We start from the raw sequence: 22,394 nt of genomic DNA on the forward strand, positions 1-22,394 counted from the left end.
TTAAGCCGCTTCCTCCAGCCCGGCCGCATCTTTCCTGCGGAACTGGCTCGGCGGCGCGCCGAGCACACGTTTGAAGGCGCGGCTGAAGGAGGCTTCGGAATCATAACCGAGCTTTTCTGCCGCCACCGTCACGCGCATGCCTTCGCGCAGCCATAGCCGCGCCTGATGCATGCGTACGCGCACCACATAACGCGCCGGGCTTTCGCCCACCACGCGGGTGAAGCGTTCCGCGAAACTGGAACGGGATGCACCCATCAACGATGCGAGTTCTTCCACGCTCCAGTCCTTCTCGGGGTTGAGGTGGATGGCGGCCAGTACCCGGCCGAGTTCGGGATTGCGCACGGCGGCGAGCCAGCCGCTGGAATCGCCGCAGCCATGTTCCACCCATGTGCGGATCAGGGTTGCGGTCAGCACATCGGCAAGCCTTGCCAGAATGCCGCCGGCGCCGACGCGATTGAGCTCCACTTCGCGCGTCATGGCTTCCAGCAAATGCGGAATGGCTGGATCGCTTTTGGCCAGATCGCTGGTCAACATCACATCCGGCATCAGTTGCAGGAGTGGATGCAGATTATCCATGTTAAAACGCATCGAAGCGGTAAAGGCCACGGTATCACCGCCGGCGCTCGCGCATTGCAAGTCGAAAACGCCCTGACAGACTTCCTTTTTGCCGAAGTGATCAAAGGGAGACGGCGTCACACTCTCACCACTGCCCAGCACATGGGCGTGGCCTCGGGGCAGAAGAACGGCATCGCCGCATGTCAGCGTCAGCCATTCGCCGGAAGGTTTCCGCAGTTTCGCCTGACCGACGCCGATGAAATGAAATCGCGCGGCGTCCTGTTCGGGAAAAGCCGTCGCCCAGGGTGTCGCCAGGCGGCAGCGGCCATATTCCACGCCGTCGAGCCTCAGGCCACGCAGCATTTCTGTCAGGGCATCATTCATGGCAGCTCTCGCAAATTCGGACGATGGGTTAAGGAATTTTGGTTTTATGGCATGAAAACGCCTGGATGTCACGCGCAAGCGTACAGAACCGGATGCGAAGTGGGCCGCAGTGGTTTCGCTTAGGAATCGCGTCTCCGGGCTGGTGGCAGCGGAGTTTCTGGCGGTCAGCCGCCTTCCCGGCGGCAAGGCGCAACGCCGGTGCCGGATGGCCGCGCCTTCAAGCCGTCTTGATCGCGTTCTGCGTCCGGTCCTTGCCCACCTCGATCACATGACGCATGGCTTTCACAGCCGCGTCCGCATCACGCGCGGCAATCGCATGCACGATGCGCAGATGGTTGGAGGCGATCTCGGCGATGGTGCCGGGCGAGGCGGCGGGTGAGGAAAGCTGGAAGGAAATGGCAAGGGCCGCTTCAATCAGCCCGCTTGCCGAACGCATGAAGGGATTGCCGGACATATGCGCCACGGCCAGGTGGAATTCGAGATCGACCTTGGCGATGGTTTCCGGCGTATGTTTCGGATTGTCGAATTTGGCGGCGATGACATAGAGGGACACGATGTCGTCATTGGAGGCCTGCAGGGCCGCTGCTGCTGCCGCCGCCGGTTCCAGCGCCAGACGGATTTCCGCCAGATGCTTGACGAATTCCTGGTCTATGCCGGCCTCGCAGCGCCAGCCCAGCACGTCGGGATCGAAGAAATTCCAGCTTGAGCGATCAAGAACGCGGGTGCCGACCTTGGCCTTGGGTTCCACCAGCCGTTTGGCCGCCAGTGTCTTCATGGTTTCGCGCAACACTGTGCGCGAAACGCCGAAGCGCATGGAGAGTTCGGCATCATTGGGCAGCAGCGAGCCTTCCGCAATCCTGCCCGAGACGATGGCGCTGCCGAGTTCGGAGACCACATGGGCGTGGCTGTTCCGGCGTTTTCGCCCGCTTATCGTCGTTTCGAGCAGCCCCAAGAAAGCCTCCGTTTGCGTTATGCCGGATGTGGTCCGGCCAGTCTCCTGTTTGAATACCAGATGATTGCGCGCTGCAACACGATGAAGACGAAAAGCAGCACGCCAATGACGATTTTCGTCCACCAGGATGACAGCGTTCCGTCAAAAACGATGTAGGTCTGGATCAGCCCCTGGATCAGCAGACCGACAAACGTTCCCGCCACCAGTCCCGTGCCACCTGTGAGAAGCGTGCCACCGATGACGACGGCCGCGATGGCATCCAACTCTACGCCAACCGTCGCCAGCGAATAACCCGACGAGGTGTAAAGCGTATAGACGATGCCGGCGAGGCCGGAGAGGAAACCGGAAAGCGCATAGATGCCGATTGTCGTGCGCCCGATCGGCACGCCCATCAGTTCGGCCGATTGCGGGTTGCCGCCCAGCGCATAGACATTGGCGCCGAAGCGGGTGCGGCTGGCAATCAGCATACCGGCGGCAAAAACGATGAGCATCAGCATAGCGAGCGCCGTCAGCCTGCCACCGCCCGGAAAGCGGAAATAGAAGCCCTGGATCTCGTCGATGAAGGGGTGCGAAATCGGCACCGATTGCGTGGAGATCAGATAGGCAGCGCCGCGCGCCAGAAACATGCCCGCCAGCGTCACCACGAAAGGAGGGATCGACAGGAAGCGGATCATCGCTCCCATCAGGCAACCGAACAGCGTGGAGACCACGAGCACGATGGCGAAGGCCAGAAGCGGGTGAATATTATAGGTGCCGACCATCACGGCCACGAAAACGCTGGTGAAGGCGATGACCGAGCCGATGGACAGATCGATGCCGCCCGACAGGATGACGAAGGTCATGCCGACGGCGGCAATGCCGAGAAAGGCATTGTCGGTCAGAAGATTGCCGATCACCCGTGTCGACAGGATAGCCGGATATTGCAGCACGCACAGCAGATAGGCGATCACGAAGATCGTCAGCGTGGTGAGGAAGGGCAGGTTGCGGCTGTGGATCATCGCGCGGTTCCTTCCTTGGTCATGCCGTTGGCAGCGCCCGGTTTCGCGAGCGACTTGGGCGTTCTGACGAAGCCGAGAACCGCCATGATCGCCGGCGACTGCAGCGTCAGGACGACCATTATGATGCCGGCCTTGATGATGAGGTTGAATTCCGGCGGGAAACCGGAAACCAGAATGCCGGTGTTGATGGTCTGGATGATGAGCGCGCCGATCAGCGATGCGGTGATGGAGAAGCGGCCGCCATTCAGCGATGTGCCGCCGATCACCACCGCCAGGATGGCGTCAAGTTCCAGCCACAGCCCGGCATTATTGGCATCCGCGCCGCGAATATCCGCAGTCACGATCATGCCGGCGATGGCCGCGCAGAGACCGGAGACGGCATAGACGAAAAACAGCAGGAAGCGTGCCCGAACCCCGGCAAGGGCCGCCGCGCGGCGATTGATGCCGGTCGCCTCGATCAGGAAACCGAGCGCGCTCTTGCGCACGAGAACGCCGATGACGAGAGCCGCCGCCACCCAGATGATGACGGGCAGGGGAACGCCGGCAAAAGAGCCGGAGCCGATGGCAGCAAAGCCGTCATCGTTGAAGGTGAGGATGACACCTTCCGTGATGAGCTGGGCGATGCCGCGTCCCGCCACCATCAGGATCAGCGTGGCGATGATCGGCTGGATATCCAGAAGGGCGACAAGCACGCCGTTCCACAGGCCGCAGGCAATGCCGACCGCAAGCGAGACGGCAAGGACGGTGGGGATGGAATGGCCGTTGCTGATGAGCGTGGCGGCAACTGCGCCGCAAATGGCGATGACCGCGCCGATCGACAGATCGATGCCCTTGGTGGCGATCACCAGCGTCATGCCGATCGTCAAAAGCGCCACGGGGGCAGCGCGCACGAGAATATCGATCAGACTGCCATAGAGCCGTCCGTTCTGTAAGGAAACATTCAGAAAGCCAGGCGAAATGATTGTAATCGCTGCCAGAATGATGAAGAGGGCGGCGAGCTGGGGTGCAAGCCTCTTGAGGCGTCGTGTCACGGCCACCATCATGCCGCCTCCGTTTTCGCCGCGTCGGCGATCGCCCGCATGATGTTGTCGGCGGTGACGTCACCTCCCTTTAATTCGCTGACGTGGCGGCGGTCGGACAGCACGACGACGCGATGGGCAACGGCGGTCAGCTCTTCGAGTTCGGACGAGATGACCACAAGCGACATGCCCTCGGTGCAGAGTTTTTCGATCATTTTGAGAATTTCTGCATGGGCGCCGATATCGATGCCGCGGGTTGGTTCATCGAGGATCAGAAGCCGGGGATGGGTGGCGAGCCAGCGTGCCAGAATGGCTTTCTGTTGGTTGCCGCCGGACAGGAATTTTATCGGCCGGTTGGGATCGGCGGGACGGATATCGAGCGATTTGATGAAGCTTTCGGCAAGCTCCGCTTTCTGCCGACGAGACAATGGCCGAACCCAGTCCTGACGGGCCTGAAGCGCCAGCGCAATATTGTCGGTCACCGAAAAATCGCCGATGATGCCGTCCGTCTTGCGCTCTTCCGGACAGAAGCCGAAGCCGGCGGTGATCGCGGCTTCGGGCGAGGAAATCGCCACCGTCTTTCCGTCTATCGTGGCCTTGCCGGTATCGGGCTTGTCCACGCCGAACAGCAGGAAAGCCGTTTCGGTGCGACCGGAGCCGAGAAGACCGGCGACGCCGACGATTTCGCCGGGGCGAATGCCAAGGTCGAACGGAGCGATGCTGCCGCGTTTGCCGTAACCTTCGAAACGGATCGGCGGTTCGCCATCAACGACCGTATCATCCACCGCCTGATGTTCGTGGGTGATGTGCTGCAATTCGCGGCCCAGCATCATCGCGATGAGTTCGGATCTAGGCAGGCTGCCGATATCGCGCGTACCGACGAGGCGCCCATTGCGCAGAACCGTCACGCGGTCGGCGATATCATAGACCTGATTGAGGAAATGGGTGATGATAATGATGCCGATGCCGCGCGCGCGCAGGTTTTTCAGCACGCCGAACAACATCTCGACCTCATGGGCGTCGAGACTGGCGGTCGGTTCGTCCAGCACCAGCACCTTGCCGGAAAGATCGACGGCACGGGCAATGGCGATGATCTGGCGGATGGCGACGGAATAGCTGGACAGCAGGGCGTTGACGTCGATGGAAAGCCCGTATCGTGTTAGCAGCGCCTGGGATTGCTTCTGCATCGAGGCCCGGTCGATCATGCCGAAGCGATGCGGCTGGCGACCAAGAAAGAGATTTTCCGCAACCGTGAGATTTTCGAGAAGGTTTACTTCCTGATAAACGGTGCCGATGCCGAGCGCCTGTGCCTCGCCGACATTGGTCGGCGATATCTCGCTTCCGTCGAGAAAGATCGAGCCGCTGTCGCGGTGGTAAACGCCGGTCAGGATTTTGATGAGGGTCGACTTGCCCGCGCCGTTTTCGCCGAGAAGCGCATGGATTTCACCGCGTCCAAGCGAAAAATCGACGCTATCGAGCGCCGTGATCCCGAGAAAGGATTTGCCGATGGCGCGTGCTTCCAGAAGTGGTGCCGTTTCGGACATGAGCAGGTTCCGCATTGCAATGGGTCTTGGAATAATCGTGTATCGAGCGGCGTATTTCTTCTCCCCGCCGGGGAGAAGGTGGCCCGAAGGGCCGGATGAGGGGGCTGGCTCCCGGCCTATCGCTATCGTCGCCCCCTCATCCCGCTGCCGCGGACTTCTCCCCGGCGGGGAGAAGAACAAGCGGCGTCCGCCCGCTCCATACGTGATCATTCCGCAGACAAAATCGGAGAAGTTTCCCTCTCTTCGCAAGAAAGAAACGGCGCAGGTCATGCGCCGTTCCTCCGAAGAAATGGCTTAGTAGCCCAGGCCCTTCTTCGCCTCGTAGACCTTCATCGGGTCGTCGGATGCCGTGTAGAGCTTGGATTCGGTCTGAATCCACTTCGCCGGTGCCTTCTTGTCTTTCAGATAGGCTTCGAGCGCGTCGAAGGCCGGGCCCGCCATGTCAGGTGTCAGTTCCACCGTCGCATTGGCTTCACCGGCAGCCATGGCCTTGAAGATATCAGGAACGGCATCGATGGAGACGACCTTGATGTCGGTTCCGGGCTTCAGGCCGGCTTCCTTGATGGCCTGGATGGCGCCGACGGCCATGTCGTCATTGTGGGCGTAAACGGCACAGATATCCTTGCCGCCGCCTTCAGCCTTGATGAAGCTTTCCATCACTTCCTTGCCCTTGGTACGGGTGAAGTCACCCGTCTGCGAGCGCACGATCTTGATGTTCTTGTGCGAAGCAATGGCTTCCTCGAAACCCTTCTTGCGGTTGATGGCAGGCGAAGAGCCGGTCGTGCCCTGAAGTTCGACGACCTTGCAGTCCTTCGAACCGACATCCTTGACCAGCCAGTCGCCGGCAACCTTGCCTTCGTGGACCTGATCCGAGGTAACGGCGGTCAGATAAAGATCGTCAGGCGCTTCGATCTGGCGATCGAGCAAGATGACGGGGATTTTTTCTTCCTTGGCTTCCTTCAGAACGGCGTCCCAGCCGGTTGCAACGACAGGTGCGATCAGGATCGCATCGACGCCCTGCGCGATAAAGCCGCGAACGGCCTTGATCTGGTTTTCCTGCTTCTGCTGCGCGTCGGCGAATTTCAGCGTGACGCCGCGTTTTTCGGCCTGCTGCTTGGTGACAGTGGTTTCAGCCGCACGCCAGCCGGATTCCGAACCGATCTGCGAGAAACCAACGGTGAGCGATTTTGCGGAAACACTGGATGCAAGGCACAGCGAAACGGCGACAGTGACTGTCGCGAGAGCTTTTCTCATCTTATTCCTCCCAGAGATGATGTCAGCGTGACGGACACACTATGAGCATATAGTAATACTCTTGAAAAGGGGCATTTTCGCATATTTCAATTTTAAAGTGACGCCTACATTGTGAAATTCTGAAATAAATCTATATGAATCAATATTATAAGATATTCAGGTTTTCTGGTTCGAACAGCCGGCATCGCCGCTTTGTCAAGCGCTATATCTCTTGACAGGATGTGGTGAGGTCTAATAGTAATACAAATAAGAAGATGATTTTTGTCGGGATTTGGGGTCGCAGGACCAGCAATTGAACCGGCAAAAAAGGGAGGGAGATTCCGTTGCGCAGTTCCGCGATGGCCGTAAATACCGAAAAATATTCGGTTAAAGCCGAAGAGCAGCCCGATGCCACTCGTCTGGGCTTGCACTGTCGGTTATGCGTGATCTCCGAGAAGCTGATTCCATTTTTCTTGCGCACAACATAAGCTTGTCGCAATTCGTAATATTTTACCGTTGGCCACTTCCGGCTGGAGACCCGCATCATGACGACATCTGATAATCTTCCTGCAACTCAGGGCAAGCTTCGCTCGCGCGCCTGGTTCGACAATCCTGCCAATGCGGACATGACCGCGCTTTATCTCGAGCGCTACATGAACTTCGGTCTCAGCCAGGCCGAGCTTCAGTCCGACCGCCCGATCATCGGTATTGCGCAGACCGGTTCCGACCTTTCGCCCTGCAACCGTCATCATCTGGAACTCGCCAACCGTCTGCGTGAAGGCATTCGTGAAGCCGGCGGCATCGCCATCGAATTCCCGGTGCATCCGATCCAGGAAACCGGCAAGCGCCCGACAGCCGGCCTCGATCGTAACCTGGCTTACCTCGGCCTCGTGGAAGTGCTTTATGGCTATCCGCTCGACGGCGTTGTTCTGACCATCGGCTGTGACAAGACCACGCCTGCCTGTCTTATGGCGGCGGCCACCGTCAACATTCCGGCCATCGCCCTTTCCGTCGGCCCGATGCTGAACGGCTGGTTCCGTGGTGAGCGCACCGGCTCCGGCACCATCGTCTGGAAGGCGCGCGAGCTGCTGGCAAAGGGCGAGATCGATTACCAGGGCTTCGTCAAGCTCGTTGCTTCGTCTGCCCCGTCCACCGGTTATTGCAACACCATGGGCACGGCAACGACCATGAACTCGCTTGCCGAAGCGCTCGGCATGCAGCTTCCGGGCTCCGCTGCCATTCCGGCGCCTTACCGCGACCGTCAGGAAGTCTCCTACCTCACCGGCCTGCGTATCGTCGACATGGTCAGGGAAGACCTCAAGCCTTCCGACATCATGACCAAGGATGCCTTCATCAACGCCATCCGCGTCAATTCGGCGATCGGCGGCTCCACCAATGCGCCGATCCATCTGAACGGCCTTGCCCGCCATGTCGGTGTCGAACTGACGGTGGATGACTGGCAGACCTATGGCGAAGACGTGCCGCTGCTCGTCAACCTGCAGCCAGCCGGCGAATATCTCGGCGAGGACTATTACCATGCCGGCGGCGTTCCCGCTGTCGTCAACCAGCTGATGACCCAGGGGCTGATCATGGAAGACGCCATGACCGTCAACGGCAAGACCATCGGCGACAATTGCCGCGGCGCGATCATCGAAGACGAGAAGGTCATCCGCCCCTATGAGCAGCCGCTCAAGGAGCGTGCCGGCTTCCGCGTTCTGCGCGGCAACCTGTTCTCCTCGGCCATCATGAAGACCAGCGTGATCTCGGAAGAGTTCCGCGGCCGTTACCTCTCCAACCCTGATGATCCGGAAGCCTTCGAAGGCCGCGCCGTGGTGTTCGACGGTCCGGAGGACTACCATCACCGCATCGACGACCCGTCGCTCGGCATCGACGCCAACACCGTCCTGTTCATGCGCGGCGCCGGTCCGATCGGTTACCCGGGTGCGGCGGAAGTGGTGAACATGCGCGCGCCGGATTACCTTCTGAAGCAAGGCGTCAGTTCGCTGCCCTGCATTGGTGATGGCCGCCAGTCCGGCACGTCGGGCAGCCCGTCCATCCTCAATGCCTCGCCTGAAGCGGCGGCCGGCGGCGGTCTGTCCATTCTGCAGACGGGTGACCGCGTCCGCATCGATGTGGGCCGCGGCAAGGCCGATATCCTGATATCAGGTGAAGAGCTGGCCAAGCGTTACGAGGCGCTGTTGGCTGAGGGCGGTTACAAGTTCCCTGACCACCAGACGCCATGGCAGGAAATCCAGCGCGGTATCGTCAGCCAGATGGAAACCGGCGCGGTTCTGGAACCGGCCGTGAAGTATCAGCGCATCGCCCAGACAAAGGGCCTGCCGCGCGACAACCACTAAGGCGGCGTGGTTGACGTTTCAATGATGGGGAGGACTTGCTCCTCTCCATCGTTATTCCTGCCTATCCCGCAGCGGTCCGGTCTAACTGGCGGGATATGCTGGATTATATTGATTTAGCAGGTGTTCGGAGGCGTTCGCAACGCTGCGTACTTAAACCGCGCACGACGTCATCAAATGAATGCCGAGGCTTGCCAAGCCCTCAGCCGTCATCCTCGGGCTTGTCCCGAGGACCTGCAACCGATTGATTTTATTAGACGTGATTAGATCCTCGGCGCAGGGTCGAGGATGACACCGAGGGTGGTTTTGGCGCTCTTGGCGACACGTTCGCGGCCAGCAGTCACAAACCTAAATCACCGGATAAAGCGACCAGAAGAACAGTTCATATTCCTGATCGCGGTCGTCGTCATGCGGTTCGTTGTCCGGTCTTCGCGGTGTTTTGTCCTGAAACTCGGCCTCTACCCGCTCATTGACGACGGGCATTCTTCGGCCGATGCCAAAGAGGTCAAAGGAGAGCATATTGAACCCTGCTACCATGGCCAGTTCCCTTCTTCACGCGAGTTAACGGTGTGTTAAGTTTCGCGCGTTGCCATGATTTCGTCAAGATTGGCCATGGAATTTGTCTACCAATTTTAACAACAATGTCGTGATTGGCGTTTCACCGGGGCCGGATTTCACGCAATGAATGTTTATCCCTGCCGTCAGACCTCTTTCGCCGAGGCTTCGGAATAGCTCTTCTCGGCCGCTTCCAGCGCGGAATCGGTGTTTGTTGAATGACCGAGGTTTTTCAGGGCGTTCGCGACAGCGGCGATATTGGCTGTCACTGCCTGCGGATGCGCGCGCCGGCCGGTATGGTTGAGCCTTATCAGCCGCTCCGCGCCGGGGCCGACGCCGACGGAAATATCCGCGCCATGCTCTCTGGATACAGCGGCGAGAAACGCTCCGGTTTCGATAGTATCCGGCAGGATCGCCGTGGAAACGAGGGCTGAGGCCTGCGCGTCTTCCACCCAGTTTGCGATGCCGAGCGCCCTGATGCCATGACGGGTGGCGGCCGCTGCCCGCTCGTGGCGCTCATTGGCGGCTGGCAGACCCTCCGCCTCGATCCTGTCGAGTGCGGCCTCCAGCGCGTAAAATTCCAGCGGTGCCGGCGTTCCGGGCAACGCGCCGCGGCCGGCATCCAGCCACAGCTGCTTCTGGTCGAGAAGCGAGAGCATGGAATTAGTGGGCGCTTTGTCGTGCGAAAGAAGCTTCCATGCTTTCGGGCTGACCGAAATGGCCGATATGCCGGCCGGGCCGGCCAGCGCCTTCTGCGGCCCGATGACGGCGATATCAATGCCCAGTCTGTCGGCTTCGAAGGCATGGCCGCCAATCGAGGCGACGGCATCGACCAGCGTGACGACGCCTCTGGTCTGCGCCAGCGCGGCAATGGCGGGCAGGGGGTTGAGAATGCCGCTTGCCGATTCCGCATGCACGATGGAAAGAAGATCGAACCCCGGCCCGTCATCCAGCGCCCGTTCCACCTCGGCGAGCGTCACCGGCTTTGCCGGGCTGGCCGTCAGGTTGTGCACCGCCGCGCCGCCGCGTTCCAGCCAGCCGCCGAACCATGCGCCATAGGGGCTGGTGACGATATTGAGCGCCCTCAACCCCGGCCGCGCAAGGCTTGTCGCCGCTGCCTCCAGCGCTAGCACGGCTTCCGTCTGTATTAGCAGCACGTCGTTTTTTGTGCCCATCAGGGCCGCCAGCCGGTCGGCCAGCATGGCGTAACGCTCGGCAGGGAAAGCGGGCGGGTCGAGGAGCAATGCGTAATCCAGGGCAGGCATGTCTTATCCTTGCAGGGTGGTGATGAGCCGCGGCGCAGCATCGATCAGGCTTCTGGCGGTCGAGGATTGCGGCGCGGAAATGATGGCGCTCGTCTCGCCGATTTCGACGATCCGCCCCGTCTCCATGATGGCGACACGGTGGCAGACGGCGCGGATGACCGCGAGATCGTGGGATACGAAAATACAGGAAATCGCCATTTCCCGCTGTATTTCCACCAGCAGTTCGAGAATCTGCCGGCGAACCGAAACGTCGAGCGCCGAGACCGCTTCGTCCATAATGAGAAGCGAAGGCTTGAGCGCAATGGCGCGGGCAATCGCCACGCGCTGTCTCTGCCCGCCCGAAAGCTCGAAGACGGAGCGGCCGGCATAGGCGGCGGGCAGGCCGACGCGGTCGAGAAGGCGGGATATTTCCGCCGCACGGTCGCGTCTTTTAACGATACGGTGAATGCGCAGGGGCTCGCTTATGGCGTCTTCAACGGTGGCGCGTGGGTTGAAGGCGCCATGCGTATCCTGAAACACCATCTGCATCTGCTGCCGGGCGGCGCGCAATTCGCTGCCGCCAAGCGCAAGCCAGTCGCGGTTTTCAAAACGCACAGTGCCCTCGTCGGCTGGAATAAGCCGCATGAGAATGCGTGCCAGCGTCGATTTTCCGCAACCGGAGGGGCCGGCCAGCCCCAGCGTCTCGCCGCGCTTGAGCGAAAACGAGATATCGGAGAGCGCCGACACCGTTCTTGCGCCGGTCCGGTAGGTCTTGGAGAGACCATCCACGCTCAGAAGGGCTTCATTCATGGCCGGCCTCGCTGATCAGCGGCGGGGTCGAAAGATCGAGATAATCGGCAAGCAGCGTGCGGGTGTAAGGATGTGTGGGTGCGGAAAGCACCCGGCGGGCCGGGCCGTGTTCCACAAGCTCTCCAGCGCTCAGAACGGCGATGTCATCGGCAAGGCTGGAGGCAAGGCCGATATCATGGGTGATGAAAACAAGCGTTCTGTCCTCCGCGCGCACGAGGCCATCCAGCAGGGCGGCGATGGCTGCTTGCGTGACGGTGTCGAGAGCGCTTGTTGCCTCGTCGGCAATCAGGATCGCGGGATGCGCCGCAATGGCGGCGGCAATCGCTACACGCTGCCTCTGCCCGCCGGACAGCTGGTGCGGATAGGCGGAAAGCAGGTGTGAAGGATGTGGCAGCCGCACCCTTTCCAGAAGATCGCGGGCAAGATCGCGCCCCTGTCGCCAGGAGAGACCGAGATGCCGCACGGCCCCTTCCGCCACCTGTTCGCCGATGGTCAGAACCGGGTTCAGCGTTGCGCCGGTATCCTGAAAGATCGTGCCGATATCGCGGCCCGGCATCGGCCTGCCGGTGAAAAGGCCGCTCTCACGGCTCCAGGAAATATCACCCGAAACCTGCGCTCTTGCGGGCAGAATCCCGGCGATTGCCTTGCCGAGCGTGGATTTGCCCGAGCCGCTTTCGCCGATGATCGCCAGCCGCTGCCCCTGCCGTATCGTCAGTGAAACCCTGCGCAGCGCCGGTGCGTCGGCCGCTGCATAACGGACACTGAGATCGTCGATCCGGCAAAGCGCGTTGCCGCTCATGGCGTTAGCCTCCTCGTTGCCATCGCCCTGTTGATGCCTTCTCCGAAAAGATAGACGCCGAGCACGGTGACCAGCAGGCCGATGCCGGGGATGACGGACAGGAACGCGGCTGAGCGAAGCACGTTGCGTCCCTCGGCGATCATCGAGCCCCAGGTGACGATATTGGGATCGCCAAGCCCGAGGAAGGAGAGCGCCGCCTCGGTGAGGATGGCGGCGGCGACGATGATGGCGGCGAGCGCCAGAACCGGCGGCAGGGCGTTGGGCAATATTTGCCGGAAGGCGATTTCCAGCGGATGCATGCCGATGGCGCGGGCGGATTGCACATAATCCCGCTCGCGGATGCTCAGCACTTGCGCCCGCATCAACCGCGCCGGGTCCGCCCACGCGCCGAGCGCAATGGCCAGAATGACAATGGGCATGGAGGGGCCGATGGTGCTGACGAAGGCAAGCGCCAGCAGGAAATTCGGCACGATCTGAAAGGCATCTGTGACGCGCATCAGCGCCTCATCCACGAGGCCGCCGGCAAAACCGGCAATCGTGCCGATGACGGTGCCGATGACAAGGGCGGCGGCCGCCGCACCCATGCCGACGAGCAGGGAGGCCTGCGCGCCATGGGCAAGCTCGGCCAGCACATTGCGGCCGAGCCGGTCAGTGCCGAGCGGCAGGGCCGCATCTGTGAAAGGCGCAATCAGCGGCTCTCCGACGATGGCCAACGGATCGCCGGGAAACACGAGAGGAGCGGTAAGCGCGGTCACCACAAGCAATGCGAGAATGATGAAGCCAGTCACACCTTCGAAACTGCGCAGGAGCTGGAGAGCGAAATTCATGCCGCGCTCTCCCCGCTGCCAATGCGTGGATCGAGAACGGCATAGAGAATATCGACGGCGAGATTGACGAGGATGACGAAGACGGCGCTGGTGAGGATAATGCCCATCAGGAGCGGCGTATCGCGACCGCTGACGGCCTCCTGCGCCAGCCGTCCGAAGCCCGGAATGGCAAAAACGCTTTCGATCACTACGCTGCCGCCCAGCATGGTGGCGGCCTGCAGGCCAAGCACGGTGACGAGCGGCAGCGCCGCGTTGCGGGCAACGTGACGCAGCACGATGCGCCGTCTGGAAAGCCCCTTGGCCTCTGCAAACAGCACGAAATCCAGCGGCCAGATCGCCGCCATGGCGGTGCGCATAACGCGCAGGAACAGCGCCAGATAGATGAGGCCGAGGCTGGCGACGGGCAGGACGAGATGGCGGGCGACATCCAGCGCCCTTGCAAAACCCTGCTTGCCCGAGGCGATTGTTTCGATGCCTGAGGTTGGCAGCCAGCGAAGCTGCACGGCAAAGACGATGGCAAGCACGAGGCCGAGCCAGAAGCCGGGCGTGGCGTAAAGGGCAAGCGAAAGCGTTGAAAGGACACGGTCCGTCAGCCCGCCGGGTCGCGCGCCGGCGATAATGCCGAGCGTGGTGCCGAGGATGAAGGCAAGTGCCGTGGCGCTGCCCATCAGGAGCAGTGTATTCGGCAGTCGCTCGAGGATCAGCCCCAGCACCGGCCGGTCGAAGGCAAGCGACCAGCCGAAATCGAGCCGCAGCACCGAACTGGCATAAAGCCAGAAACGGGCGAGCATCGAACCATTGAGGCCATATTGTTCGCGCAGCGCATCCCGCAGCCCGGCATCGCCGCCGCCGATGGAAACGAGATAGGCATCCACCGCATCACCGGAGGCATTTTCAAGCAGGACGAAGGTGAAGATGAGAACGATCAGCAGCACCGGAATGGTACTGATCGCCCTTCGCCGCAGCAATGTCGCCGCGCGTCTCACGGCGCTGCCTCAGCTATCGACCGCCGTATCCGCCCAGTTGGAAACCGCCCAGCGCGGATTTCTGGCGACATGTTTGACCGTATCGCGCGCCACCGTGATGAAACCCCATTCGGCGACGTTGATGAGCGGCAGATCGGCGGCCACCTGTTTCTGGAAATCCTTGTAAAGCGCAGTGCGGGTCGCCGAATCCACGGTCTGCGCTGCCCTGTCGATCAACTCGTCCACCGTGTTGTTCTCATAACCGCCCTGATTGGAGAAGCCTACGCCGGCGGGAATGCCGGAGCGCACGAGAATGGTGGTGGAGATTGCCGGATCGCCACGGAACACCGGAGGCGCGATGGCGAGATCGAAGGCGTGGTCGGTATAAACGGCCTTCTGATGTGCGGCGGCGTCGTTGTTGACCAGCTCGGCATCGATGCCGATCTCCTGGAGCGCCTGACGAAGATAGGCGCCGAACTGCTTGGTTTCGTTGAAATAGGGGGCGGGCAGAAGTTTCAGCGCAAAACGTGTGCCGTTCGGGCCACGCACATAACCGGCCTCGTCCAGCAGGGCATTGGCCTTGGCGACGTCGAAATCATAGGTCTCGACATCGTCGGTATAAAATTCCGGCGCGTTTTTCGGCACGGGACCTGTCGATGCCGTGGCATAACCCAGGAACACCTTGTCGATGACGAATTTCTTGTCGATGGCGTGGGCGATGGCTTTTCTGACCTTCAGATCGGCCAGTTCCTTGCGACGGTGGTTGATTTCCACCACCAGCTGATAGGTGAGCGCCTCGTAGCCGTCGGCGATCACCTTGATGCCCGGCTGCTTGGCAATGCGGGCGAGATCGGCCAGCGGCACGGCGGAGAAGGCAGCCAGCTGGATTTCTTCCGCTTCCAGCGCGGATGCAGCGCCCGCCCGGTCGGGCAGGACGCGATAGATGATCTCATCGAGCTGCGGCTGGTTCTTGGCCCAGTAATTGGGATTGCGGGTCAGGCGGTAATATTCGCCGGGTTTATATTCGGCAAACACGAAGGGACCGGTGCCGACCGGTTTGGTATTGGCTGGATTGGCGGCGATATCGGTGCCTTCATAGAGATGTTTCGGCACGACGCTGGTGACCACCGGCAAGGCATTGCGGATCAGCTGGAACGGCGTGGGCTTGGAGAAATGGAAGACGACCGTGTGGTCGTCGGGCGTTTCCACCTTTTCGAGATTGGCGAAGACCAGCCGCCCGAGGTTCTGCAGCGGTTTCCACACGGAGAGCGCCGAAAACGCCACGTCCGCCGAGGTGAAGGGCTTGCCGTCATGCCAGGTCACGCCCTCGCGCAGCTTGAAGGTGGCGCTCAAGCCATTATCCGATCCCTGCCATTCGGTCGCAAGCCGCGGCTCCAGCCCGTCCTTGCCATTAAAGGAGGCTTCCGCCAGCGGCTCGACGATCTTGCTGGCGATATAAAACACGCCGTTGGAGGCGACGATGGCCGGATTGAGGTTTTTCGGCTCGGAATCGGCCGCAACGATCAATCGCCCCCCGGATTTCTCCTGCGCTACGGCAATTCCCGCCAGCCCCGTGGTTGCGGCAAGAGCAAGCGAGGTCTTGAGAAGCGAGCGGCGGGAAAGCTGGACAGGCGACATGAATTTCACTCCGGAAATGAGGGCGAGACGGGCTTTTCCGCTTGGCCCGCGGCGCGCCGATCTTAAGGCTGCAACCTTGGCAGTGTCCACGTTAATTCGCGGGGTTTACAGCAATGATTTTACGTTGCGAGCGCCTTTGCTGAAACAATATGCCTTAAAGCGGCAATCGCTTTTCTCCCGCCGTGTCCATCGCCTGATGGCACCGCCCAAAAACCGGATTTAATCCAGTAAAATGAGCGGCTTGGGATGGTCTTTTCCCATCAGGATGTACTGCTCTTTGGCTGTGGAAGAGTTGAAAATCTGTTGCCATGGCCCAGTTTGGAAAGGGGTAATTAACCTTTATTTTCTATTTCAGGGAGACCGAAATATGTACGTTTATGATGAGTGTGCACGCTGCCATGAGCTTCTCCCGATCCAGATTCCAGAATTCGTCCAATAACGCAGGGGAGGGGAGCGACAACGCTCGTCATGCCGGCGGCAAGGCGGTTGCCGGGCAGCAGACGGTGAAGGCAAATGCCGCACCCCGACCGAATGCCGATGTCAGCGCAGCCGACGCCATTGAAGGCCGTACAGAAATGCCCGGCTGGCAGAATGCTTTCGTGCTTGGCCCCAATGTTCGCTTTACCCGCACGCCGGAAAGCGCCTTTAGCCGACGCATGCCGGTCGAGACACCGAATATTCCGGAAGAGCCCGAAATTTCCGTTGAGGAAGTGGTCGCTGTCGCCGCGCCAGAGATGCTGGAGCCAGAGGCAGTAACGCAGGAAGAAACCACTGTCGCATCACAGCCGGTCGTAAAACCGGCGGAGCAGCGCGTGCCGCCGCCGCGCATGCCGTTTCTGCCGCAGCCGCCCGATGCGCGTGGTGCGAGGGCGCTGACCTATAAATTGCGTCTGGAGCTTGCCCGCAAGCAGGCGGAAGAAGCTGCGGCCGCCGCGCTGGCGCCGGCTCAGCCGCTGACGGCCGGGCCCATCGTGGAAGCTCTGGCGCAGCGGGTATTTTCCCCTGTTCAGCCGATGCCCGCCGTACAGCCCGCGGCCGCGGCGCAGGCTACCGTGCCGGCTGCCTCCGTCCCAGCCTTTGCCGTCCATCTGCCGGACGAGTTGTTCTGGGAAGTCATGACGCTTGATTTGCCAGGTGAGGCAGTGGAGACTGTTCCCGCCTATATCCGCGCCAATTTTGCCGATCGGGCCCTCGTAAACCCAGCTTTGACGAACCCGGCGCTGACGGCGTCCATCCCTGCTGTTTCCGTGCCCGCTGCCGCTGCCGTCGTGCTTTCGTCCGAACTTCCGGTTGTCACCGTGCCGGGTGGTTCCGCGATCCGGATGTACCGGGAAATCGGTGTGCGTCAGGCCATCGTTCCTGCCGCCGAACAGGAGATCACGCCACAGCCAGCGGCGGAGGCCGCCGTGTTCGTCGAGCCGCAGCGGCCCGTCGAGCAGGTCCAGCCGATTGAAAGCCAGCCGGCAGAAAGATTAGTGGCAGAGCCGCGTTTCACCGCTCGCGCGCCCATTCAGGCTTCGCAACCGATGTTCCGCGAAGCGCCGGTCTTCGCCGAGGGAGAATATCAATATCCCTCCATCGATCTTCTGCAGCAGGCCCGCGTCCAGCAGACCACGACCATGACGCCCGAAGCGCTGGAACAGAGCGCCGGGCTTCTCGAAAGCGTACTGGAGGATTTCGGCATCAAGGGCGAGATCATCGATGTCCGCCCTGGCCCGGTCGTGACGCTTTACGAGTTCGAACCCGCCCCGGGTGTGAAGTCTTCGCGCGTCATCGGCCTGTCCGATGATATCGCCCGCTCCATGTCGGCGCTGTCTGCGCGTGTCGCCGTCGTGCCCGGCCGCAATGTCATCGGCATCGAGCTGCCGAACCCGGTGCGCGAAACGGTCTATCTGCGCGAATTGATCGAAGCGACCGATTATGCCGAAACCCGCCAGAAGCTCGCGCTCTGCCTCGGCAAGACCATCGGCGGCGAACCCGTCATCGCCGAACTGGCGAAGATGCCGCATCTGCTGGTCGCCGGCACCACCGGTTCCGGCAAGTCGGTCGCCATCAACACCATGATCCTGTCGCTGCTTTACCGTATGAAGCCGGAAGAATGCCGCCTGATCATGGTCGATCCGAAGATGCTCGAACTGTCGGTCTATGACGGTATTCCACATCTCCTGACGCCTGTGGTCACCGATCCGAAAAAGGCGGTCATGGCGCTGAAATGGGCCGTGCGCGAAATGGAAGACCGCTATCGCAAGATGTCGCGTCTCGGCGTGCGCAATATCGACGGTTATAATGCAAGGGCCGCTGCCGCCCGCACCAAGGGTGAGACGGTACTCTGCAACGTCCAGACCGGTTTCGACCGCGCCACGGGCGAGGCTGTCTACGAGCAGGAGGAAATGGACCTCACGGCCATGCCCTATATCGTCGTCATCATCGACGAAATGGCCGACTTGATGATGGTCGCCGGCAAGGAGATCGAAGGCGCAGTGCAGCGCCTGGCGCAGATGGCCCGTGCTGCCGGTATTCACCTCATCATGGCCACCCAGCGTCCTTCGGTCGATGTCATCACGGGCACGATCAAGGCGAACTTCCCGACCCGCATTTCTTTCCAGGTGACGTCGAAGATCGACAGCCGCACCATCCTTGGCGAACAGGGCGCGGAGCATCTGCTCGGTCAGGGCGACATGCTGCACATGATGGGCGGCGGCCGCATCGCCCGTGTCCACGGTCCGTTCGTTTCGGACGAGGAAGTGGAAAAGGTCGTGGCGCATCTGAAGACCCAAGGTCGCCCGGAATATCTCGGCACCGTCACCGAAGATGCCGACGAGGCCGATGAAGAGCTCGAAGAGGAGGCCGCTGTTTTCGACAAGACCGCCATGGGCGAGGATGACAGCGACGATCTCTATGAAAAGGCGGTCAAGGTGGTGATGCGCGACAAGAAGTGCTCGACCTCCTATATCCAGCGGCGCCTGTCCGTGGGTTACAATCGCGCTGCCTCGCTGGTCGAACGCATGGAGCAGGAAGGCATCGTCGGTCCGGCCAACCATGTCGGCAAACGCGCCATCATCGCCGGTGAGCGTGGTGGTTTCGAAACGGTCGGCGCGGACGACTGATTTCACGCCGGTTCTACGGTGAAGATTTCCAGTATCGCTCCTGCGACCTCGTCATGCCGGGCTCGACCCGGCATCCAGCCACGTCGCGTGTGCGACGTGGAAGGGGCTCCCGAGATCAATGACCTGATCGCGCCGGTTTTCGGCGCAAAACCGGAATGATGGATATGAGGTGTGTCTTATCCTGTGTGCTTATCGGCGTTTCGGCCGCGATATTCGATTGCAAAAACGCGCCCTGTGAATAGCCTGTGCGGCATAGATTCTGGAATTGGGTAGGGTTCCCTTATGGCGCACGGTAACGAAAAGGCTACTGTTCTGGCGAGGCTGGACGAGTTGGAGCGGTTCTGCCGCGCCGTTTTTCTGGCCGTCGGCACCGATGAGGAAACGGCCGATGCGGCGACCCGCGCCATGATGCACGGCACAAGGCTCGGCGTGGACAGCCATGGCGTGCGCCTGCTTGCCCATTATGTCACGGCCCTTGAAGGCGGGCGCCTCAATCGGCGGCCGCAGATCAGTCGCGTGTCCGGCTTCGGTGCCGTGGAAACGATCGATGCCGACCATGCCCATGGCGCCCGCGCCACCTATGCAGCCATGGAGAATGCCATGGCGCTGGCGGAAAAATTCGGCATTGGCGCGGTGGCGATCCGCAACTCCTCGCATTTCGGCCCGGCCGGCGCTTATGCGCTGGAAGCGGCCCGGCAGGGTTATATCGGCCTCACCTTCTGCAATTCGGACAGTTTCGTGCGCCTGCATGATGGTGCCATGCGGTTCCACGGCACCAACCCGATTGCCGTCGGTGTGCCGGCAGCGGATGACATGCCCTGGCTGCTGGATATGGCCACAAGCGCCGTGCCCTATAACCGTGTTCTGCTTTACCGCAGCCTCGGCCAGCAACTGCCGCAAGGCGTCGCCTCGGATGGCGACGGCGTCGATACGCGCGACCCCAATGCCGTCGAGATGCTTGCCCCCGTTGGCGGTGAATTCGGTTTCAAGGGGGCGGCGCTGGCAGGAGTGGTCGAGATTTTCAGCGCCGTTCTCACCGGCATGAAGCTCAGTTTCGATCTCGCCCCCATGGGCGGGCCGGATTTTTCAACGCCGCGCGGGCTTGGAGCCTTCGTTCTGGCGCTGAAGCCGGAGGCCTTCCTGGAGCGGGACGTGTTCGACGAGAGCATGAAACGTTATCTCGAAGTGCTGCGCGGATCACCCGCCCGCGAAGATTGCAAGGTCATGGCGCCGGGCGACCGGGAATGGGCGGTTGCGGCAAAACGGGAGAGGGAAGGCGCGCCGGTCGATCCCGTCACACGGGCGGCCTTTTCGGAGCTTGCGGAAAAATTCTCGGTCAGCCCACCCGCCTATCACTAAAGCCGCCTGTGGATGACGGCAGTCTACCATCGCGGGCTCAGGCGGGGCGCATCCGCATGTTCGGGCGCGGGTAGGGCGTTGCCGCCGCGCCCAGTCGTTCGGCGACGACCGGGCGGCCGATATAATAGCCCTGCGCGTAGTCGATCTCCATCTGGCGCACGAGCCTTAGCTGGTCTTCCGTCTCCACGCCTTCGATGAGGATCTTGTGGCCGCGATTGCGGATGAGGCGGATCATGTCCTGCAGCATCGCCCGGCCGCGCGGCGTGTTGCTGTCCTGCAGGAAGGAGCGGTCGATCTTGACGGTGTCGAAATCCGTCATGCGCAGCCATGAAAGGCCGGCGAAACCGGTCCCGAAATCATCCAGCCAGATATTGATGCCAAGCGTCTTCAGGTCGCTCAGGCAGCGTAAAACGTCGGAATGCATCTCCATGTCGACGCCTTCCGTGATCTCGAAGGCAAGCCTGTTGCCGGCAATGCCGGCCTCCACGAGGATGGCCGCAACGGAGGTGGCGAAACCCGGATTTTTCAGTTGCATCGGCGAGACGTTGACGCTGACGACATCCACCCTGTCATCGGCAAGAAGCTGCTTGCAGACGGTCTTGATGGTCCAGAGGCCCAGTTCTATGATCGTGCCGGTACGTTCGGCAATCGGAATGAAAATACCGGGCGACACCAGATTGCCGTCCAGCAGGCGAAGCCGCATCAGGGCCTCGACCCCTGCGGTCTCATTGGTGGAGACGTTGAGGATCGGCTGATAGACGAGGGAAACGAGATTTTCCGCGATGGCGATCTTCAGCAGGGCGGCAATGTTCTCGGTCTCATCACTGGTCTGCGGATCTTCGGGATCGAACAGCTTCATGCAGTTGCGGCCGTTGCCCTTGGCGATATAGAGCGCGCGGTCGGCTTCGTTGATGATTTTCTCAAGCTTGCCGTCGGGATTGGGGCGAGTGAAGGAGGCGCCGATGCTGACGGTGACGATAAACGTGCCGTCGCGACGCTGGTCATGCGCCAGCGAAAGCTCTTCAACGGTGTGGCGGATCGTCTCGGCAAGCTCGCCCACCTGCTGCTTGGATTTGAACGGGACCAGCACGATGAACTCTTCGCCGCCGTAGCGGCCGATGGAGGCACCGTGGTCGATGATTGCATCCTGCAGCGCGTTACCCACCGTCATCAGGCATTTGTCGCCTTCCTGGTGGCCGTAGCGGTCGTTGTATTTCTTGAAGAAGTCGACGTCGATCAGAAGGACGGCGAAACCCTCTCCCTTTTTGCTCCAGTTGTCCCACAGCAGGCGCAGATGATGGTCGATGGCGCGGCGGTTCTGCAGGCCGGTCAGGGAATCGGTATTGGAAAGCCGCAGCAGCGCCTGCCCACGCTCATCCGCAGCCTTCTGCTGCGCCTTTGCCTCCAGCCCGTTGAGGAAGACGTGGTAACGCTCACGATTGAGGTTCCAGTTCACATAGGAGGTGAAGACGAAACACGAAATGTAGAAGGTGCCGAACGCGAATTTGTAGAAAACATCCTCGGGAAACTGCGTCGACGCCAGAAAATAGGTGACGAGAATGATGCCTGATGACACCAGCGACAGATGGAAGCGGAAGCTGAAAAACAGATTGGCGCCCATCATGAAGATAGCCCCGAAAACCATATAGTAGGACATGTTTTCGATATTGTCGGTGAAAAGCGAAGGCACCAGCCAGCCGATATAGCCCATGACCAGCGCGGTGGCGCAGGTGAGGTCGAGGGCTGCCGTGCTGGCGCCTTTGCTCAGCTGGATTTCCAGGATCAGCAGCGATGACAGGACGACGACGAAGCGCGCGAGAATGGTATAAAACGCGACGTCGGGTATCAGAATGATGTCGCTTGCGGCAAACAGCAGATAGATGAAAACGGCAGTCCAAAGGCCCCGCCGGATTGAACCGCGGCGGCTACGTTCGCCTTCGAGCTGGTAAAGGGCAAGAAGTTCATCAGAAAACCGGGGCTCCGGCTGCCGATAGTCTTGTTGTCCACTCACCTCTCCCAATGTGTGCTTCATGCACTTTCCCATAGTGTTG

Annotated in this window: 17 protein-coding genes; 3 read left to right on the forward strand and 14 right to left on the reverse strand. The window is 60.9% G+C overall.

The window, feature by feature from the left end; all coding sequences use genetic code 11:
* From NYR50_RS22615 to ytfQ, 6 genes are all read right to left on the reverse strand, one after another.
* Positions 1-939 (reverse strand): AraC family transcriptional regulator, encoded by a 939-nt coding sequence (locus NYR50_RS22615; protein ID WP_418138101.1) that lies wholly within the window; start codon positions 937-939, stop codon positions 1-3.
* Positions 940-1,156: 217 nt separating this feature from the next.
* The gene (locus NYR50_RS22620; protein ID WP_418138102.1) at positions 1,157-1,891 is read right to left on the reverse strand and encodes a FadR/GntR family transcriptional regulator; all 735 of its coding nucleotides are present in this window, start codon (positions 1,889-1,891) and stop codon (positions 1,157-1,159) included.
* A gap of 17 nt (positions 1,892-1,908) precedes the next feature.
* The gene (gene yjfF / locus NYR50_RS22625) at positions 1,909-2,889 is read right to left on the reverse strand and encodes a galactofuranose ABC transporter, permease protein YjfF (protein WP_174009782.1); all 981 of its coding nucleotides are present in this window, start codon (positions 2,887-2,889) and stop codon (positions 1,909-1,911) included.
* Entirely contained in the window at positions 2,886-3,929 is a 1,044-nt protein-coding gene (locus NYR50_RS22630; RefSeq protein WP_418138289.1) for an ABC transporter permease, read from the reverse strand. The genes yjfF and NYR50_RS22630 overlap by 4 nt, the downstream gene beginning before the upstream one ends.
* The gene (locus tag NYR50_RS22635; protein ID WP_418138103.1) at positions 3,929-5,452 is read right to left on the reverse strand and encodes a sugar ABC transporter ATP-binding protein; all 1,524 of its coding nucleotides are present in this window, start codon (positions 5,450-5,452) and stop codon (positions 3,929-3,931) included. The genes NYR50_RS22630 and NYR50_RS22635 overlap by 1 nt, the downstream gene beginning before the upstream one ends.
* Before the next feature lie 294 nt (positions 5,453-5,746).
* A complete protein-coding gene (gene ytfQ, locus NYR50_RS22640; protein WP_006314797.1) occupies positions 5,747-6,706 on the reverse strand; it encodes a galactofuranose ABC transporter, galactofuranose-binding protein YtfQ in 960 nt (319 codons plus the stop codon).
* A gap of 524 nt (positions 6,707-7,230) precedes the next feature.
* Here ytfQ and NYR50_RS22645 point away from each other — a divergent pair.
* Positions 7,231-9,042 carry an IlvD/Edd family dehydratase gene (locus NYR50_RS22645; protein ID WP_418138104.1) on the forward strand — a complete coding sequence of 604 codons (1,812 nt, stop codon included), beginning with the start codon at positions 7,231-7,233 and terminating at the stop codon, positions 9,040-9,042.
* Positions 9,043-9,387: 345 nt separating this feature from the next.
* On the opposite strand, the gene NYR50_RS22650 is transcribed toward NYR50_RS22645, so the two are convergent.
* From NYR50_RS22650 to NYR50_RS22680, 7 genes are all read right to left on the reverse strand, one after another.
* Positions 9,388-9,576: a hypothetical protein gene (locus tag NYR50_RS22650; protein WP_418138105.1), complete on the reverse strand. Its 189-nt coding sequence runs from the start codon at positions 9,574-9,576 to the stop codon at positions 9,388-9,390.
* A gap of 164 nt (positions 9,577-9,740) precedes the next feature.
* Entirely contained in the window at positions 9,741-10,859 is a 1,119-nt protein-coding gene (locus NYR50_RS22655) for a pyridoxal-phosphate-dependent aminotransferase family protein (RefSeq protein WP_418138106.1), read from the reverse strand.
* A gap of 3 nt (positions 10,860-10,862) precedes the next feature.
* Positions 10,863-11,648 (reverse strand): ABC transporter ATP-binding protein, encoded by a 786-nt coding sequence (locus NYR50_RS22660; RefSeq protein WP_418138107.1) that lies wholly within the window; start codon positions 11,646-11,648, stop codon positions 10,863-10,865.
* Positions 11,641-12,447: an ATP-binding cassette domain-containing protein gene (locus tag NYR50_RS22665; protein ID WP_418138108.1), complete on the reverse strand. Its 807-nt coding sequence runs from the start codon at positions 12,445-12,447 to the stop codon at positions 11,641-11,643. The genes NYR50_RS22660 and NYR50_RS22665 overlap by 8 nt, the downstream gene beginning before the upstream one ends.
* A complete protein-coding gene (locus NYR50_RS22670) occupies positions 12,444-13,274 on the reverse strand; it encodes an ABC transporter permease (protein ID WP_418138109.1) in 831 nt (276 codons plus the stop codon). Before NYR50_RS22670 ends, NYR50_RS22665 begins: the two co-directional genes overlap by 4 nt.
* Positions 13,271-14,260 (reverse strand): ABC transporter permease, encoded by a 990-nt coding sequence (locus NYR50_RS22675; RefSeq protein WP_418138110.1) that lies wholly within the window; start codon positions 14,258-14,260, stop codon positions 13,271-13,273. The genes NYR50_RS22670 and NYR50_RS22675 overlap by 4 nt, the downstream gene beginning before the upstream one ends.
* A 9-nt stretch (positions 14,261-14,269) precedes the next feature.
* Complete coding sequence (locus NYR50_RS22680; protein ID WP_418138111.1) at positions 14,270-15,877, reverse strand: ABC transporter substrate-binding protein; 1,608 nt, start codon at positions 15,875-15,877, stop codon at positions 14,270-14,272.
* 377 nt (positions 15,878-16,254) lie between these two features.
* On the opposite strand from NYR50_RS22680, the gene NYR50_RS22685 reads away from it, so the two are divergent.
* Positions 16,255-18,984 (forward strand): DNA translocase FtsK, encoded by a 2,730-nt coding sequence (locus tag NYR50_RS22685; RefSeq protein ID WP_418138112.1) that lies wholly within the window; start codon positions 16,255-16,257, stop codon positions 18,982-18,984.
* Positions 18,985-19,266: 282 nt separating this feature from the next.
* The gene (locus tag NYR50_RS22690; RefSeq protein ID WP_418138113.1) at positions 19,267-20,343 is read left to right on the forward strand and encodes an Ldh family oxidoreductase; all 1,077 of its coding nucleotides are present in this window, start codon (positions 19,267-19,269) and stop codon (positions 20,341-20,343) included.
* Positions 20,344-20,380: 37 nt separating this feature from the next.
* Here the strand turns inward: NYR50_RS22690 and NYR50_RS22695 are convergent, their stop codons facing one another.
* A complete protein-coding gene (locus NYR50_RS22695) occupies positions 20,381-22,375 on the reverse strand; it encodes a putative bifunctional diguanylate cyclase/phosphodiesterase (protein WP_418138114.1) in 1,995 nt (664 codons plus the stop codon).
* Positions 22,376-22,394: the final 19 nt, after the last annotated feature.

Origin of the sequence: Agrobacterium sp. El2ro-1b (assembly GCF_048298475.1) — a bacterium.
Classification (GTDB): domain Bacteria; phylum Pseudomonadota; class Alphaproteobacteria; order Rhizobiales; family Rhizobiaceae; genus Agrobacterium; species Agrobacterium fabrum.